The 18,215-nt window shown below is 32.3% G+C and carries 18 protein-coding genes; 13 read left to right on the forward strand and 5 right to left on the reverse strand.

What is annotated here, in order from left to right; genetic code table 11:
* Positions 1-59: 59 nt before the first annotated feature.
* The 6 genes from ABW636_RS07245 (at position 60) to ABW636_RS07270 (ending at position 5,976) form a co-directional block, all read left to right on the forward strand.
* Positions 60-692, forward strand: a complete 633-nt coding sequence (locus tag ABW636_RS07245; RefSeq protein ID WP_367589295.1) for a hypothetical protein — start codon at positions 60-62, stop codon at positions 690-692.
* Positions 693-765: 73 nt separating this feature from the next.
* Positions 766-2,124, forward strand: a complete 1,359-nt coding sequence (locus ABW636_RS07250) for a 2TM domain-containing protein (RefSeq protein WP_367589296.1) — start codon at positions 766-768, stop codon at positions 2,122-2,124.
* Positions 2,117-2,470, forward strand: coding sequence for a 2TM domain-containing protein (locus ABW636_RS07255; RefSeq protein WP_367589297.1), 354 nt, complete (start codon positions 2,117-2,119; stop codon positions 2,468-2,470). Before ABW636_RS07250 ends, ABW636_RS07255 begins: the two co-directional genes overlap by 8 nt.
* Before the next feature lie 30 nt (positions 2,471-2,500).
* The gene (locus tag ABW636_RS07260; RefSeq protein WP_367589298.1) at positions 2,501-2,806 is read left to right on the forward strand and encodes a 2TM domain-containing protein; all 306 of its coding nucleotides are present in this window, start codon (positions 2,501-2,503) and stop codon (positions 2,804-2,806) included.
* A 122-nt stretch (positions 2,807-2,928) separates the two neighbouring features.
* Positions 2,929-3,684, forward strand: coding sequence for a LytR/AlgR family response regulator transcription factor (locus tag ABW636_RS07265; protein WP_367589299.1), 756 nt, complete (start codon positions 2,929-2,931; stop codon positions 3,682-3,684).
* A gap of 642 nt (positions 3,685-4,326) precedes the next feature.
* Complete coding sequence (locus tag ABW636_RS07270) at positions 4,327-5,976, forward strand: FAD-dependent oxidoreductase (protein ID WP_367589300.1); 1,650 nt, start codon at positions 4,327-4,329, stop codon at positions 5,974-5,976.
* A 249-nt stretch (positions 5,977-6,225) separates the two neighbouring features.
* On the opposite strand, the gene ABW636_RS07275 is transcribed toward ABW636_RS07270, so the two are convergent.
* A complete protein-coding gene (locus ABW636_RS07275; RefSeq protein WP_367589301.1) occupies positions 6,226-7,029 on the reverse strand; it encodes a lysophospholipid acyltransferase family protein in 804 nt (267 codons plus the stop codon).
* Between the two features lie 43 nt (positions 7,030-7,072).
* On the reverse strand, positions 7,073-7,672 hold the full coding sequence (locus ABW636_RS07280) for an NUDIX hydrolase (RefSeq protein WP_367589302.1): 600 nt from the start codon (positions 7,670-7,672) through the stop codon (positions 7,073-7,075).
* A gap of 38 nt (positions 7,673-7,710) precedes the next feature.
* Between ABW636_RS07280 and ABW636_RS07285 the strand changes: the two genes are divergently transcribed.
* Complete coding sequence (locus ABW636_RS07285; protein WP_367589303.1) at positions 7,711-8,457, forward strand: peptidylprolyl isomerase; 747 nt, start codon at positions 7,711-7,713, stop codon at positions 8,455-8,457.
* 51 nt (positions 8,458-8,508) lie between these two features.
* Here the strand turns inward: ABW636_RS07285 and ABW636_RS07290 are convergent, their stop codons facing one another.
* Entirely contained in the window at positions 8,509-9,225 is a 717-nt protein-coding gene (locus tag ABW636_RS07290; protein WP_367589304.1) for an RDD family protein, read from the reverse strand.
* Between the two features lie 36 nt (positions 9,226-9,261).
* Here ABW636_RS07290 and ABW636_RS07295 point away from each other — a divergent pair, with 36 nt between their 5' ends.
* The 6 genes from ABW636_RS07295 to ABW636_RS07320 are packed head-to-tail and all read left to right on the forward strand — an operon-like array spanning position 9,262 to position 15,461.
* Positions 9,262-10,227 (forward strand): stage II sporulation protein M, encoded by a 966-nt coding sequence (locus ABW636_RS07295; RefSeq protein WP_367589305.1) that lies wholly within the window; start codon positions 9,262-9,264, stop codon positions 10,225-10,227.
* A complete protein-coding gene (locus ABW636_RS07300; protein ID WP_367589306.1) occupies positions 10,217-11,089 on the forward strand; it encodes a G protein-coupled receptor family protein in 873 nt (290 codons plus the stop codon). The genes ABW636_RS07295 and ABW636_RS07300 overlap by 11 nt, the downstream gene beginning before the upstream one ends.
* 1 nt (position 11,090) lies before the next feature.
* Positions 11,091-11,840 carry a DUF4129 domain-containing protein gene (locus tag ABW636_RS07305; protein WP_367589307.1) on the forward strand — a complete coding sequence of 250 codons (750 nt, stop codon included), beginning with the start codon at positions 11,091-11,093 and terminating at the stop codon, positions 11,838-11,840.
* Between the two features lie 3 nt (positions 11,841-11,843).
* A complete protein-coding gene (locus ABW636_RS07310) occupies positions 11,844-13,055 on the forward strand; it encodes a DUF4350 domain-containing protein (RefSeq protein ID WP_367589308.1) in 1,212 nt (403 codons plus the stop codon).
* Positions 13,056-13,083: 28 nt separating this feature from the next.
* Positions 13,084-14,124 carry an AAA family ATPase gene (locus ABW636_RS07315; protein ID WP_367589309.1) on the forward strand — a complete coding sequence of 347 codons (1,041 nt, stop codon included), beginning with the start codon at positions 13,084-13,086 and terminating at the stop codon, positions 14,122-14,124.
* Between the two features lie 5 nt (positions 14,125-14,129).
* On the forward strand, positions 14,130-15,461 hold the full coding sequence (locus ABW636_RS07320; protein ID WP_367589378.1) for a DUF58 domain-containing protein: 1,332 nt from the start codon (positions 14,130-14,132) through the stop codon (positions 15,459-15,461).
* 20 nt (positions 15,462-15,481) lie between these two features.
* Here the strand turns inward: ABW636_RS07320 and ABW636_RS07325 are convergent, their stop codons facing one another.
* Both ABW636_RS07325 and ABW636_RS07330 read right to left on the reverse strand, forming a co-directional pair.
* Positions 15,482-16,768, reverse strand: coding sequence for a hypothetical protein (locus ABW636_RS07325; protein ID WP_367589310.1), 1,287 nt, complete (start codon positions 16,766-16,768; stop codon positions 15,482-15,484).
* A gap of 33 nt (positions 16,769-16,801) precedes the next feature.
* Positions 16,802-18,202: a cytochrome P450 gene (locus tag ABW636_RS07330; protein WP_367589311.1), complete on the reverse strand. Its 1,401-nt coding sequence runs from the start codon at positions 18,200-18,202 to the stop codon at positions 16,802-16,804.
* Positions 18,203-18,215: the final 13 nt, after the last annotated feature.

The following is an 18,215-nucleotide window of genomic DNA, read 5'->3' on the forward strand; positions in this document are numbered from 1 at the left end:
ATTCTTATAGGATAAAAATCGAAGGATATTTATATCACAATACTAAAACAATCAACATTATGAAAACAATTATTACTGCCTTAGCTTTTTTTATAATTACTATAGCTAATACTATTTCTGCACAATCTTCTTATGAAAAAGGAATGACCAAGGCATTCGAATTATGGAAAACCAAAACTCCAGATGAGGCTATTCATCTTTTTGAACGTATAGCCAAAGCTGAAGAAGAAAACTGGCTACCATATTATTATGCTGCACAGATACATATTATAACTACTTTTGGTATTAAAAATGCCGAAGAGATTGAATCTAGATTGAAAAAAGCACAAGAGTATCTTAATGAAGCCAAAACATTATCAAAGGAAAATGCAGAAATACTTATTATGGAAGCGTTACTTAACACAGCTTATGTAGCTTATAACCCATCTGTGTATGGCATGACACTTTCTACCAAAGTAGAAGAATTATATCAAAAGGCTAAAGTACTTGAACCAGAAAACCCACGAGCAATCTTATACCATGCAGAATGGAAAATGGGTAGCGCAAAATTCTTTGGGCAAGATGTGAAAGCTTTTTGTCCCGAGGTAGAAAAGGCTATCTTGTACTTTGAAAAAGAAACTAACAATATTCCTTTCTACCCTAAGTGGGGGAAAAATCAAATAGGTCGTGTACAGCAAAACTGTAAAAGCTAAACAATAACATTGTTAGTAAATAAATCAATCATCAAAAATTAATATTTTAGTTAAAACAAACTGATCGCATTGTATGAAAGACCTAAAAAAAATAAGCATTATTTCTTTACTAGTATCTATAATAGTTGCAATAGTTATGTTGCTTACCAATGTTTTTAGTTTTGAAAGAATTATTACTATACAATGGTGGTTGATTAATTTCTCATATGCCTTTTTTCTTACCTATATCAATACGGTATATTTCAAATTCATTAATCATAAATTTGAATGGAAAGATAAAGGATTGCTTAGAGTGCTTATAGGAGCCGGTGGTTCTGTCATAGTTACTATTCTGGGATATGCGCTTTGCGAATTTGTAGTAAGTGTCATCATTTTCGAGAAACAAACCGTAGAAGAATTTTGGGCCGATCAAACTTTTAAGAATTATCTGTTTCCTTTATTGCTAACCATTATCATTTCTCTGTTTTTTCATACGGTATATTTTTACAAGGCCTTACAGGAAAAAAAAGTTACAGAACAAAAAATTATAGCAGGAACAGTCTCTGCAAAATTTGCTGCCTTAAAAAACCAGTTAGATCCGCATTTTTTGTTTAACAGCTTAAATGTATTGACTTCTTTGATTGAAGAGAACCCAAAAATGGCTCAAAAGTTTACGACTTCTCTATCCAAAGTATATCGATATGTTTTAGAGCAAAAAGATAAAGATTTGGTTACCGTAGATGAAGAGTTAAAATTTGCTAAAACTTATATGACCCTGGTACAACTTCGTTTTGAAGATAGTATTACAACAGAAATACCTCTTCAATCTTCTAACCCAGAAGCTAGGGTTGTACCACTATCATTACAAATATTGTTAGAAAACACGGTAAAACACAATGTAATAATGCCACAAAGGCCATTGCATATCAAAATTTATGAAAAAGATGGTTTTCTCATTGTAGAAAACAACCTTCAACCTAAAGAGGTGATTAAACAAAGTAGCGGTGTTGGGCTAGGAAACATACAACAACGATATGCCCTTTTAACGAAAAGAAAGTTCTCTGTATTCAAAACAGAAAAAGCTTTTATCGCAGAATTACCCATCTTAACAAAACAAATTAAAGCAGTAGACATGACTATTTCATCAAAGATAAATTTTCACGAAAGAGATGACTTTAAATATCAAATGGCTCAAGAACGGGTCAAGAAGATCAAGGAATTTTATGGCAACCTAACAGCTTATATTATTATTATTCCATTTTTAGCTTTTATCAATTATCGAACAACCGGTTTTGGTATCCCTTGGATTATTTTTCCTGTCATTGGTTGGGGTATCGGAGTTGCTTTTCATGCCAGTGAAGCTTTTGGGTACCACCCGATTTTAGGAAAAAACTGGGAGGAGAAAAAAATAAGACAGTATATGAACGAATCAAGAAGAAAGGATCATGAATAAATACGACGAAAAAAAGGCCTATGAAAGAGCCAAAAAGAAATTAGAAGCAGAAAAAGGATTCTATTCTCATGCCGTTGTTTATGTCCTCATTAATATTGCTATCTACTTTTTTGTAACACAGATTTTTGAGTATGCAGGAGTTGGTCCCAAAAACTCTGGTGTACAATATTGGATGCAATGGCAACGGTTTTTAACTCCTGCACTATGGGGTATAGGATTACTCATCCATGGTTTATGTGTTTTTGGCGACAGAACTATTTTTAAAAAATATTTTAAAAACTCTATTTATAGTAAAGATTGGGAAGAGCGTAAAATCAAAGAGTTCATGAATAATGATAAATTTTAATGAGTATATAGTAATGTAAATCCAACTGTTATGAAAGATTTTGATCAGGAAAAAAAATATCAACGTGCAAGAGAACGCGTCGAGGAGTTAAAAAAATTCTATAACAAACTTTCGTCATATGTTATCGTTATAGCCCTTTTGGCAGGTTTAAATTATTATCAAAACGAATGGCGATATGCCTGGTTTTTATGGCCTGCTTTTTTTTGGGGAATAGGCTTGATGTTTCATGCCATAAAAGCTTTTAGAATTAACCCTATGTTTAAAAACTGGGAAGAGCGTAAAATCAGAAAATTTATGGAAGAAGAGCAAGACAAAGAAAAACAACTATGGGAATAAGAGTTTTTATTCATTCATTGTATTAATAATCATCCTACCATTTTTACTCCTTTTAATAATAAGAGTACTATACTATAAAAAATTCTAATAACTGAAATCATATACATAAAATAAACAAAACAATGACCACCATTATTATCGAAGATGAAAAACCTGCTGCCCGAAGGTTAAGTAGAATGCTAGGTGATCTCGACATAAAAGTTGATACCATGTTGCATTCTGTACAAGAATCTATTGCATGGTTTACAACCAATGAGCATCCTGACCTTATTTTTTTAGATATTCAGCTTAGTGATGGATTATCATTCGAGATATTTGATGTCATAGAAATAAAAAGCTCTATCATATTTACAACTGCTTATGACGAATACGCGTTGAAAGCTTTTAAATTAAATAGTATTGATTATCTTCTAAAACCAATAGATGATGATGAGCTTAAAACGGCAGTCGATAAATATCAGGAAAGAATTCCTAAACAACAGCAATTACAAGTAGATTTTGAAGACATCAAAAAGTTACTGGTTAACCCTATGGATCGTGTATATAAAAAGCGATTCACGGCAAAAGTTGGTCAGCATCTTAAAATATTTTCTGTAGAAGAAATTGAATGTTTTTATTCTGAAAACAAAGGAACGTATCTTCATACTACAGACAATAGGAATTATTTAATTGATACTACCTTAGAAGCTTTAGAAAAAGAGCTTAACCCACTACAATTTTTCAGAACCGGAAGAAAGTTTTATATCAATATAAACGCAATAAAAGATATTATATACTACACCAATTCAAGGTTGCAAGTAAAGTTACATCATTTTGATGAACAGGATATTATCGTTGCCCGTGAACGTGTAAAGGATTTTAAAGAGTGGTTGGAGTAATTTTACTTAATTTCTGTTTTTTTAGTTCTGTTAAAACTTTTTTAATTGAACAATCAATACCAGAGTCGATTATTATAGATCAGTATCCTATATTTTTTAAGATCAAGTAAAACCAAAAAAGGTTTTAATCATTATCTACAGGTTTGTGAATGGACATTTAATTTCAAAAGAATATTGTCTCAATAAACTTTTAGTTAAGCCAAAATTTACCCCTCTCTTCTTCTTTAATACTATAAACTGCAGTAAATAGTTTGGTTATAATTTTTTACTATAAAAAATTTAAGTCAAAAACTTTATGCCTCTCTACTAAGTAATATTTTCAATTTTCTCCTATAAATTAGGATATATTTTGCTTATGAGTTTTGTGTTGATTTATAGGGAAAGACCAATATTCCTGTTTACCGACATATTTTTACTTAAAAGAAGTTCATTGTTTATATGAACCAAAGCCTTGTTACAACTATTCTAATTAATCCAAACAGGTAAGAATTTAAATACACTGCAATATGGTATTGAATTATATAAATCATAAATCAACTATTACAAAAAAAAACTTCTGTTATAAGTACAAGAAATATTAATTGTGGTCATTCATCATATCAAAGCATTAAAGATCGAACAATACTAGTAAAACTTATAAAAATGAAAAACTCTAAAAGAAGAGAATTTATTAAACTTTCATCAATCGTTGCTGCGGGAGCAGTCGTATTGCCAAGTAGTATTCTTGCCAAAATACAAGAAAGTAATCAAAAAAACAATTATAACATTGTTATCATTGGAGCGGGATTAGCAGGACTTACTACAGCCCTTCGTCTAGAACAGGAAGGAGTGTCAAATATCCTAATCCTTGAAGCTAAAGACAGGGTTGGAGGAAGAACCTTGAATATTCCAGTATCAGGAGGATATGTAGCAGAAGGTGGTGGTCAATGGATTGGACCTGGTCAGACAGCTATTTACAAATTAATTAAAGAGCTAAAAATCAATTCATTTCCCAGTTACATCACAGGTAATATTGTTAATCCAACAGAACTAAATAACGTAGAACTTACAGATTATAATAATGCTATATTACAACTAAACAATATGGCTGCCACAATACCCATAGCCAATCCTTGGGATGCAACAAATGCTAATATCTGGGATAATATGACCCTGGAGGATTGGATGGATACCAATATGGAAACATTATTAGGGAGTTTACAATTATCTGCCGATATCGCAGGTTTTCTATCAGCAGAACCTTCTTCAATTTCATTACTTTATTTTTTATTTTACGTCAATTCTTCAGGAAACATAGAAGCCTTACTAAATGATGCCCAAAAAGAACGTATTGAAGGAGGTGCACAATCCATAGCTTTAACCCTTGCCACTCAAATTAAATCTCCAATTAAATTAAACTCTCCTGTTAATTCTATAAATGACCTAGGTAATGAAGTAAAAGTAACTTATAACAATGTAACGATCACTACAAAAAAAGTAGTCGTTGCTATGATGCCCAAAGACGTCGCAAATATTTCATTTTTATCAGGTTTAAGTACTATCAGACAAAATCTTCAAAAAAATTGGGTTGCTAATAGCGGTGTTAAAATTAGCATTATATACAATTCTCCTTTTTGGCGATCAGCAGGTTTCAGTGGAACAGCTTATGGTGATTATTTTACATTTATGAGAGATAACTCCCCTATGGATGCCTCTTCGGGGATCTTAGTTGGTTTCCCAAGTGATTTATTTATGTCACAACCAGCAACTAACAGAGAACAAATTGCCAAAGACGAAATTGAGTCATTTTTCGGAAAGTCTGCACAGTCAAATATCGACTATATTGAAACAAATTGGAGTGATGAATTAACAATCGGAGGGTGTGTTTCCTCCTTGCCAGTTGGAGTATTAACAAAGTATGGAAACACGATAAGACTTCCTGAAGGAAATATACATTGGGCAGGTACAGAAACCAGTGAAATTTGGACCGGGTATATGGATGGAGCTATTAGATCTGGAGAAAGAGTTTCACAAGAGATAATTTCTTTTTTCACTAATGAATTTCAAACTAGTAAAATAGAGATAAAAATACACCCTAATCCATTTATAGAGAACTTTACGATCCAAGTTCCTAAAGGAAATTGGGAATTAAAAATTATCAATATGCAAGGCTTACTTGTAAAAGAAAAAACGATAATCAATCAGAGAACCGTTAACATAAAAATAGATAATCAACCAAATGGTATATACTCTGTACATATGTTCAATGGTAGAAAAATGCTAAGCGCCCAAATTGTAAAAAAACAATCATAACATTATACGATCAAATAGGTGCTTTGATAAATCATCATTGCACCTATAATAAATTCACAAAAAACTTCATTTTGTAATTTATTAAGGCATTTCAGTTTTCTAATAATCAATCAACTACTGCTGAGTAGCAAGCTTACAAGGTATTCAAAGAAAAAACATTTTTATAATTCGAAGTAAGATTATGAAAGTTAAACTCTAGGATATCAATTAAAGCCTTATGGACTATGTAATGCATCATCCTCTAAAATATCAATACTCCCACTGTCTTTTTTTATTTAGTGCTTCTTCCTCTTCGAGTTCTGCTTGTGGGATTACTTTAAGAAAAGAAGGATGCTGTTCGATTGCATATTCTAATTTACTTACAATATCCTCTATAGTATCATTATCATAATCGATTTCGAGAGGTTTCTTAATTACCATCGATTGCAAAATCCCTTTCTTTTTGATACGAACTCCTTTCTTATCAAAAGATCTTCGAAAACCATCGATAACAATAGGGATTACAACCGGTTTGTATTTTCTTATGATATGAGCTGTTCCCTTTCGAATAGGTTTAAAGGGTTTGGTGGTTCCTTGCGGAAACGTAATTACCCATCCATCTTCGAGTGCTCTTGAGATATTGGTAATATCACTCATTTTTACCTGGCGATTTACCTCTTTTCCTTTCTCTCTCCAAGTTCGCTCTACAGTAATAGCCCCAGCATATGCCAAAACTCTAGCCAATAAACCGGCCTTCATCGTTTCTTTTGCAGCTACATAATATAGATTCATTTTAGGTTGCCATAAGTAGCCAACATTTTTTATAGAATCTGTACGACCGCTTAAACTGGCATTAAATACATGAAACATTGCCACTACATCAGCAAAATAGGTCTGATGATTCGATACAAATAACACATTATTATCTGGTAAATCTTTAAAAACTTCACTTCCTTCTATCTGTAGTTCATTAAAACCGCGATAACGTCTATGTGTTAAGCCCCCCATAATACGGATAAGCCATTTTTTTAAGAATAATATGTGACCAAATGGATTTCTTTTAAATAATCCCATAAGTATATAATCGGTTGTCCTTTAAAACCGCAAATATACAAAATCATAATTCCAAAGAGGTCTTAAAAAGTGTTTTAAGCTCGCTAAGCATCATAGCTGTTGCTCCCCAAACCGTATAACCTTTTAAATCAAAGGATGGTACCTCAATATTTTTTGCATAGGAAGTTGATAATATTTTAGAAGCAACATTGTTTTCATCAAGTAATTCTTGTATCGGTACTTCGATCACTTTGGCCACTTCTTCTTCCTGAATAACAAAATCGGGTCGATCTTCGGTATATCCCAAAAACGGGTGCACCCAAAAATTAGAAGGTGGTATATATACTTTTGTTAGTGGTTTTAATACTTTAACCTTACTTATTTCTACCCCAACTTCTTCTTCTGTTTCTCGCAGTGCCGTCATGGTATAATCTTCATCATATTTTTCGACTTTCCCTCCGGGTAATGCTACTTGTCCAGAATGTACTCCTTTATATATCGGTCGCAAAATAAGTACAAAATGGGTACTGCTTTTTACTGGGTAAAAAAGCATCATTACCGCAGCATTTCTAGGTTTTTTTTCCTCCAGATTAAGTCGATCCAGTTGCATTTTTCTGACTTCTGGAGCCATAATGTAGTGCGAAGATTCTCCAGGTACTGACATTTTTTCTATTTTTGGAATTAAATTTTTAAACGTATCAAATGTCATTTACCCGGTCAATTTTATGTTTCTGTACTATTATTACCTTATTCTCTAATTGTGAAGATACACAATCTAAAAAAAATAAGCAGAATATTGAAAGGGTTAATATTACAGATAGTCTAAAAATAAAAGATAATACTCTTGACACTTTAAATAAGGAAGGGGATAAAAAAGAAGAGCATCTAAATCAGGAACCTTTTAAACTTACCAATAAGAATCTTAGAGAATTTATGGAAGCTTATGGAAAGGAAAATCCTGAAACACTGGTTAGACTGAAAACAACTTATGGTACTATACATATACGTCTTTATAAACAAACCCCTCTTCATAGGGCAAATTTCATCTATCTGGTTAAACAAAAATATTTTGATGAAACTTTTTTCTATCGGGTAGCAAAAGGGTTTGTTATACAAGGAGGCAATAGTGATCGCCAGGAAATGGCGGCAAAACGTTTTCAAATAGGAGAATATACAGTTCCTCAAGAACAAGTAAAAGGCCTGAGACACACCAGAGGTTCTGTCGCTTTATCAAAACAATGGGAACACAACCCTTCTAACCGTTCTACACCATTTGAGTTTTTTATTGTAGTTGCCAAAAAAGGAGCATTTCATCTTGATGGAGAACATACTATTTTTGGTAAAGTCATAAAAGGGATGAACGTAGTCGATAAAATTTCGAATGTACCTGTTGATAGTAGTGAATGGCCTAAAGAAAATATATTTATTACAGCAGAAGTAATACGATAACCCCCAATAACCTTGTTATACTTCGACCAATAATAACTCACATACTTTGAACTATAATTTTTGTGTATAATAATTATAGTCGGCCAGTACCCTATCTACAAAATGCAGTGGTTTTTCGTTTGGTGTGACATCCATCAAAGAACTTACTTTCTTAGAGAGTTCTAAGATAACACTATGATTTCCTTCTCGCTTTGCATCTGTATAAATGGTTTTTATTTTACGTATTTCCTCATCACTAAAAACAGTAACCTGAGAATATACAGGTACATAATCTTCGGGAATATCTACCAAAATGGTTTGGCTTAGTTTAACATGTTGTTTCTCACTAATAACTGTTGTTCCGGCTGCCATATCTCCTAAACGCTGCCCTCTTCCGTTCATCAAAATAGTCACAACAGCCACCCCTCCAAAAGCCAAAGATATATCCAATAGCCTAAGCAACCATCTTATCAAATAATTTGAAAACGCTGGTCTAGAACCATCTAATCTAACCACTTTGATCTTCATGGTTGCCTTTCCCGGCGTCTTACCATCCCAAAAAGTTTCCCACAATAAAAAATACATAAACGGGGGCAACCCCAATATAAGCATAATAGCCCATTGATCTTTTAACTCTACGGCAATAGCTTCAAGTATAAATATCATCATTATGAAATAGGCAATAATGATCACAATATCTATTAGATACGCCAAAATGCGCTCTCCTATTCCTGCAGCGTTTTGTTGAATACTAACATTTTGAGCGGTTTCTATTTGAAAATTATCCATTAATTATGTTTCTTTGATCTTCTTAATTTTTGGTACATGCGTGAAGCGGCTTTTGTTAGGCAAAATAAAGATAAATGGTTAAAATTCGAAAGTGTTCTGATCAATAATACACAAATCACTCCTGATGAGCTTTCTGATTTATATATAGAAATCACAGATCATCTAAGTTATGCACAAACATTTTATCCAAATAGCCAAACTTTAAACTACCTAAATGGTCTGGCCTCTAACGCCCACCAAAAAATTTATAAAACAAAAAAAGAGAAAAAAAATAAAATATATTCTTTCTGGGTAAAAGAATTTCCATTAGAATTCTACTATTATCAAAAAGAACTATTAATCGCTTTTCTAATAGCTGTGCTTTTTACAGCTATTGGAGCATACTCTGCTGCCACAGACGGTGCTTTTGTAAGATCTATATTAGGAGATGCATACGTAAATATGACCTTAGAAAATATAGAAAAGAAAGATCCTATGGCAGTTTACAAACAAATGGAAGAAACCAATATGTTTTTGGGGATCACTATCAACAATATTAGAGTAGCACTAAATTGCTTTATTTTAGGAGTTCTATTTGGTCTGGGTACTGTTTATATGCTTATGCAAAACTTTATAATGTTGGGCTCATTTCAGTATTTCTTTTATGACAAAGGACTTTTGTGGGAGAGTGCAAGGACAATTTGGATTCATGGAACCATCGAAATTTCTGTAATTATAATTGCAGGATGCGCAGGTTTGGTGGTTGGCAAATCAATTTTGTTTCCCGAAACCTATACCCGACTCACTTCTTTTGTAAAAGGAGTAAAATCAGGATTAAAAATTGTGATTAGCACCATACCTTTTTTTATTCTGGCAGGCTTTTTAGAGGGATTTGTTACCAGACATACCGAAATGCCCGATATATTGGCCATTACAATCATATCTATTTCATTAGGGTTAATCCTTTTTTATTATGTAATTTACCCTAGACAACTATACAATAAACTAAACCATGAACAATAATTATATAGAGTTTAAGAAAAAAAGAGAACTTGGTGAGATCTTATCAGACACTTTTGCTTTTCTAAGACAAAATGGTAAATCATTATTATCTGTTTTACTAAAAACATCAGGAATTCCTTTTGTTCTGTTATTACTTGCAACTGCATATTATACCTATTCTACAGGTAATATGTTTGACCCGGTATCAATTCAAAGTGGTAATACTTTTAATTCGGGAGGTATTATTATTTCTGCTTTGGCTATGCTTATCACATTACTTATTTTTTATGGTTTACTTTTTGGTACCGTTTTACACTATATAAAAGTATATATTGATAATAAAGGAATTATTAATAACGAAACCATTATACAAGGAGTAAAAAAAGATTTTGGCAATATCATAGGTTTAGGGATACTTTCTGGGATGATTATTATTTTTGGCATTTTGTTTTGTATTATTCCAGGTATCTATTTATATGTACCCATGAGTTTGGTTTTTTCGATACTAGTATTTAGAAATATGAGTATTTCTGATACGATCAATGAAAGTTTTGCTCTCATCAAAAATGAATGGTGGATCACTTTTGCTACATTTTTTGTTATTGGGATCATTATATGGTTAATAAGTAGCGTGTTTGCCATACCTGCTTACATATATATGTTTACAAAAACTTTTACGGCCGCAACAGAAAATACGATGAGTGACCCTTCTGCAATGTTCGATTGGGTTTTTATTGCTTTAAATACTATAGCAAAAGCAGCGCAATATATACTCTATATCATTTCTGCCATTTCTACCGCTTTTGTTTATTACAATCTAAATGAGAAAAAACATGCTACTGGAGCTTTTGAGCAAATTGATTCATTAGGTAAATCAGAATAAGTTGAAGGTAATTTATTGCTTATTATTTATTGTACCTTTTTCTGTGTCTTCTATGATACAGGACACCCTTTGCAATACACATAATAAAGAGGTATTGTTTGATTTGGTTTCTGAACAAAAACCATTTCAATTTGACGATGCGAAAATAGAAGACTTTCGCTCACAAGATGATTTTAATTATACAGAATATGTAACACCTGATAACTGGTGGACACATTTTAAGAATTGGATTAGTCAATTATGGTCCAAATTTATATCATGGGTTTTTGGAATAGATGAAGTAAGTGGTTTTTGGTTAGTGTTTTTTAAACTACTACCCTACCTTTTGGTTATTGCAGTGTTGTTTTTATTAGGTTGGTTATTTATGAAAGTAAATCCAAGTGATATGCTATTCGAAAAACAAGCTCCACCTCAAGTCGCACTTACAGAAGATGAAGACATTATTCAAAATGAAAATATTAATCAATTAATCGAACAGGCATTGGCACAAAAAAATTATCGATTAGCAATTCGATATTATTATCTATTAGTGCTCAAAAAATTATCTGATTCTGAATTGATCCAATGGGAATCACAAAAAACAAACACCGATTATATTAGTGAACTTACCGATACAACAGTTCAAAAACAGTTTACATCTATTACAAGGCTTTATAACTTTATATGGTATGGAAGTTTTGAAATTAATGAAAAAGCCTATTTGGAAGCTGCAAAAGAGTTTTCTGCATTAACCCATAGTATTCAAGATTAAAAGATGACTGGAAAAACAAAAATACTTATCATTTTTTTAATCGGTATTATCGGTTTATTTGTTTACCTCGAGGCTAATGAACCAACACCTATAAATTGGTTTCCGAGTTATGCCAAAACCGACAAAATTCCTTTAGGCACCTATGTATTGCATGATCTTATAAAATCATCTTCTAGCCTTTCTGATTTTAAAGATATTAACCAACCTCCTTACGAATATATCTCTGAAAATGATTCTATTCAAGGAACCTATATCTTTGTTAATGGGTCGGTAAACTTTGGAAATGAAGAACTCGACAAATTACTTAGTTGGGTAGAAAAAGGCAATACTCTTTTTATTTCGGCAAAAAATATCGAAAATAAATTATTAGACACTCTTAAAGTAACGGTTGATAACTTGGTGTTAATTCAAGAAACCTCTACAAAACCATTGGTAAATTTAACCAATGCTAATTTGAAACAAGAAGTTCCTTTTTTATATGATAGGGATATTTATAATCCCTATTTTGATACGATTGATACGTTAAAAACACAAGTTTTAGGAATCACCCAGCTATATAGAGATACGCTACAAATAAATAACCCAAAAGTAAACTATATTCAAAATTCTTTTGGAAAAGGTAAAATTTTGTTACATACCTTCCCCGAGGCTTTTGGAAACTATTTTTTACTAACCGATACCAATTATACATATACCCAAAACGTATTGGCATATATAAATCCTGCACAACGTATTCTTTGGGACAATTATTATAAATCTGGAAAAACCTTTTACAGTTCTCCCCTTTTTCTTCTTTTAAGCAATCGCTACCTAAAATGGGCCTATTATTTTATACTTATTGGCGTAGTACTCTTTGTTATTTTTGAAGGGAAACGAAAACAACGAAGTATCCCTATTATCAATCCATTAAAAAATCAAAGCATCGCTTTTACAAGAACTATAAGTGGTATGTACTTCGAAAAACAAAAGCATAAAGAAATTGCTACAAAGCAAAACTTATTATTTTTGGAATATGTACGTAATGTTCTAAGAATACCAACCAATAAGCTTACTGAAAAAACAATACAAGATATTGCGACCAGAAGTAACAATACTATAGAAGACACCAAAGCACTATTTAGGTATTTTGATGAAATCAGTAAAAAACAAACCATCGAAAAAGCAGAGTTAATGAGAATGTATGAATTAATTAATGCTTTCAAAAACAGATCATAAAAAGTAGTCATATATAAACAAAGGATTCATGGAAAACGAAGAAACTACCAACGCTGCAAACTCAGAACAAGAGATACAACAAGAAGCATCAGCATCTAGTTTAGGATTTCAGGATAGAATCAATCTTGCCGAGTTGCAACAAGCTGTCGAAAAGTTAAAACAAGAGTTAGCAAAAGTAATTATTGGGCAACATGATTTTATAGAGTTACTCATTGTTTCTCTTTTATCCAATGGCCATGTACTCATAGAAGGAGTACCCGGAATTGCTAAGACAATTACTGCAAAACTATTTGCAAAAGCATTTAAAACCGATTTTAGCAGAATCCAATTCACTCCAGATTTAATGCCAAGTGATGTTTTAGGCACCTCTGTTCTAAATATGAAAACCAGCGAATTCGAATTTAAAAAAGGGCCCATTTTTTCAAACATGGTTCTTATCGATGAGATTAACCGAGCTCCGGCAAAAACACAAGCCGCATTGTTCGAAGTTATGGAAGAAAAACAGGTTACAATCGATGGAATTATGTACCCCATGGCACCTCCCTTTATGGTACTGGCAACCCAAAATCCGGTTGAACAAGAAGGAACCTACGCCTTACCTGAAGCACAATTAGACCGTTTTTTATTTAAAATTAAAGTTGATTACCCTACATTCGAAGAAGAGGTTACAATTCTTAAGACTCACCACGACCGCAAAATGGCAAAACCAATGGAAGTGGTAACTCCGGTATTAACTCCAGAGCAACTGTTAGATTTTAAATCAAAAACACAAGAGGTTATTATAGAAGATAAGATTTTGAGTTATATTGCAGAAATAGTTACCAAAACCAGAACACACCCTCATTTATATTTAGGAGGATCACCAAGAGCATCTCTTGCAATTATGAATGCTTCTAAAGCTTTTGCAGCAATTAGTGGTAGAGATTTTGTAACTCCAGAGGATATTAAAAAATCTTTGTTTCCCGTTTTAAGACATCGTATTATTTTATCCCCAGAACGTGAAATGGAAGGTATGACAACAGAAAACGTAATAGAAATAATCCTACAATCTGTAGAAATACCTCGTTAGTTTTGATCCAATTTATAAAATCTCTCTATATTAACTCAAGGGTATTCTATATCCTTTCACTACTATCGGTATTTTTTCTAATATCCTATTGGTTTCATGCTTTGTACCCTATAACGTGGATACTAGTATGGGGAGTACTTATTACTTTTCTATTTGATATTGTAACATTATACAATACAAAAAACGGAATTGAAGCCAACAGAATTTTACCAGAAAAATTTTCTAATAGTGATGTTAACGCAGTACCCATTCGAATTCAAAACAAATATAGGTTCACTACTTATATAGAGGTTATTGATGAAATACCTGTACAGTTTCAAAAACGTGATTTTATTAAATCTATACATATATCATCAAAGTCATATCATGATTTTGAATATTCGTTGCGACCTGTAAAAAGAGGTGAATATGTTTTTGGTAGATTACTTATCTATACAATGACAAGGATAGGACTGGTAAAAAGGCGTTATAGTTTTGATGCATCGGCTATGGTCAAAGTGTATCCTTCGTTTATACAAATGAAAAAATATGATTTCTTAGCAATCGATAACAAATTAACCCAAATAGGGCTCAAAAAAATACGTCGTATAGGACATACTATGGAGTTTGAACAAATAAAAGAGTATGTTGCAGGTGATGATGTTCGCACTATTAACTGGAAAGCCACAGCAAAACATGGTAACCTGATGATTAATCAGTTTCAGGATGAGAAATCCCAACCTATTTATTCTATTATTGATGCTAGCAGAGTCATGAAAATGCCTTTTAAAGAACTAAGCTTGCTGGATTACGCTATAAATAGTACCCTCGCTTTTTCTAATATTGCTTTAAAAAAACATGACAAAGTAGGTATGTTAAGTTTTTCTAATGGGATTAGCGATTTTTTACCGGCAAGCGGAAAGAAAACCTACCTTAATACTATTTCTGAAACATTGTACAATAGTAAGACTCAATTTTTGGATGCAGATTTCGGAATGCTTTACACCCATATCAAACGACAAATAAACCATAGAAGCTTATTATTACTTTATACAAATTTTGAGCACATTTCATCTTTAAAACGACAACTACCCTATTTACAAGCATTGGCAAAAAAACATTTATTGGTAGTCATCTTTTTTGAAAACACAGAACTTACCTCACTAGTAAAAAAAACAGCCGAAAACCTACAAACTGTATATGATCAAACGATTGCACAGCAATTTATTTATGACAAAAAAGTAATGGTTAAAGAGTTACAAAAACATGGAATTCAGACGGTGCTAACTCCTCCAGAAAGTTTAACGGTAAATACCATTAACAAATACCTTGAGATAAAGGCAAGAGGTTTACTATAAAAACTAAAACTATTACTGTTTTAATCCAATGAGATTGCCACAAAACCTATTTCGTTACGATATGCTTTATAACCTGATTTTATAAGCACATTTGCTGCTGCTTGAGTATATCCTTCTTGATCTAACTGAGTATATATTGTCACTTTTCTTTTTTCTTTTTCCTGAGGCGTAAGCACCGTATCTTTACTTACCAGATATTCTTCGTTATCTCTAATAAACAACTCTTTTTCTTTTAATAATTGATCCAATCTATCATCATATTTTTTAATAAATTTTTTGTTAGATCGTAAAATACTTATTAAATCTACAAGGGTATTGGTTTCAAAATCGTCATCATAGAATGCAGCCCATGCAACACTACCTAGTGGTCTTATATTATCAACACTAAACGCAAACTCTTTGGGTTTGATCTTTTCATTTTCTTTTTGATATATCGTATATCTACAACGTGTCGTATGATCTCCATTTATACCACAAATAAAAAGTCCTTTTTCTTTTAAAATCCTTGACATCCAATGCAATGTTTTTTTTCTAAACTCATTATCAAAATAAAACAATACATTAAAACAACGTGCTACACTTACTTGTTCTATTTCAAAATTACCTATACTACTTTTGAAAAAAGAAAGATTCGTGTTTTCGTATTGAAGAATTGGGTTTTTAATCAAAGTACCTTCTTCTTTTTTTACAATGACGCACCCTGTATGAGACGGCTCAATCATTTGAACTAATGTGTCAAATAATTGCCTAAAATATAGTTTGGTTTCTTTTGGTGTACTCCAAACATCCAACGATTTCCCCGGAGCACCCTGAAAATATTGTATCTTCTTCTGTTCATCGAAAGTAGCATAGTTCCCTACGCTATCTCTAACCAGATACATTGGTAAACTAGGGTCTATCCCTATCACCTTCCAGTTTAAAAATGAAGCTGTTTCTACGGTCGTATGCGGTGGAAAACCACAACCTATGTCCAAAAATTTCTCTTCGTTTCCTACCTTAAAATACGGTACTTTTAAAATATACTCGTCAATTTTTTTATGACGACCTTCTAATGTAAATGGTAAAATAACTCCTTCCCAAACATCTTCTACCAATTTTGTGATTAGTTTTATCTGCTGGGCTTGCTCATCTGTAAAATCAGTTGCTTTTATACCGGCTTTTTTCATATACCTGAACATTCTCTCTAGAAAAAAATGAGCCTTTTTGTCTATTTTATCCAAATCCAGTTCTTTTAAATGTTCTACTACTTTTTCTGATAGGTTACCTTCAAAATAGGTTTTACTCCATTCTATTACATTAGTATTCATAGCTATATACAAAGAAAGATCTTGTTTCTGTTTTTATAATTCGTTAGTTACCATTGTTTTTTGAGTATTTTTACTGCTTCTTGGGTTTTTATAATACCGTGTTGTTAATTTTAACTCCTTGGCATGCATAATCATAATATATCCATATAGCAATTGTATTATACTTGTATATATCTTTTCCCATTGATCTCGTACCTTTAAAAAGGTCATAAGAATTGTTTTCTTCGTTTTTGATAATTTATAATCTCTAGATGTTATAATGCATGCACCTCGATTAGGAAGTGACCTTGTATGCTCTACAGAAGAGAAAAATTCGAATTTATCGATTCCAAAACGCAACATTTTTTTCATCATTATTACAGACATATGACTAGCCGGACAAGGTCTGTTAGCGCCAACTCCAAAAGGCACATAATTTGAGGTTCCCTTGGATATGGTTTCCCATCTTTCTGGAATAAACATAGTAGGTTTATCATATCCCGTTTTGTGATATTCGGGATAATTAAAACATAATACTGTTCCTTTTGGTATCGTTTTGTTAGCTTCCGTTTGTATAGTATCTGTGGTTATTCGGTGAGCAATTCCAAATAATGGGTACAGTCTTAGTGTTTCTGAAATTACGTGATCATAATAATGCTTATCATTTTTATTGTTGTATAACTTTTTTTGAACCTCATTATGCCGAGCTACTGTAAGAAAACAATGTGTCAATGCATCAGACATTTGTACAACTGCAGTGGTAAAAAACACGCCTTGTAGGTATAGTGCTTTATCTTCTATAGAATATCCCTCTGGGAAATAATGCTTAAAAGTTCCTGCTTTCAGTTTTTCGATTAATAATTCTGTTACCTGGTTTCTTTTAGGCATATTTCTAAGTGCACAGCATTTTAAAGCGCTTACGACATTATTCGAATGTTTTAAAATCGTTTTTTTATCATGATTAGAACAAGTTTCTTCAAAAACCAGTTCATAAAAAAAACCAATACATATTGGCATAACAAAATCTCTAAGCCTTACTATTTTCCATGAAGAAATTATATCAGTAGAGAACGCTTTGCCAGCATACTTATATAACAATGATGCTACCTCTTGATTAGAGACAGAAAGTATGTTTTTGGTTACAGCGGCTACTTCTTTATAATGATCCCAATTTTCGATATGTTCCTGATGCATTTCTGGCCCTGGTGCAAGCCAGTACCAAAACAAATTAGACAAATTAGCGCCTTTACTTCTTCCGTCTACAGATTTGTTAGCATATATTTTTTTGAACTCTGAGGCTTTGATATGTTTTCCAGGAATCTGAATTCCTTCATCTCCATTCATTTTGGTAAAAATAAATGTACGTAACCTAATTACCAGTATGGGTAACCAGTATGGTAAGCTTGCTAAAAACAACAGCGTAGTTACCACAAATAATACAGTTATTGTTGTCATTTCTTAAGTAATT

It is taken from the genome of Aquimarina discodermiae, assembly GCF_040786235.1.
In the GTDB taxonomy this organism is placed as follows: Bacteria; Bacteroidota; Bacteroidia; order Flavobacteriales; family Flavobacteriaceae; genus Aquimarina.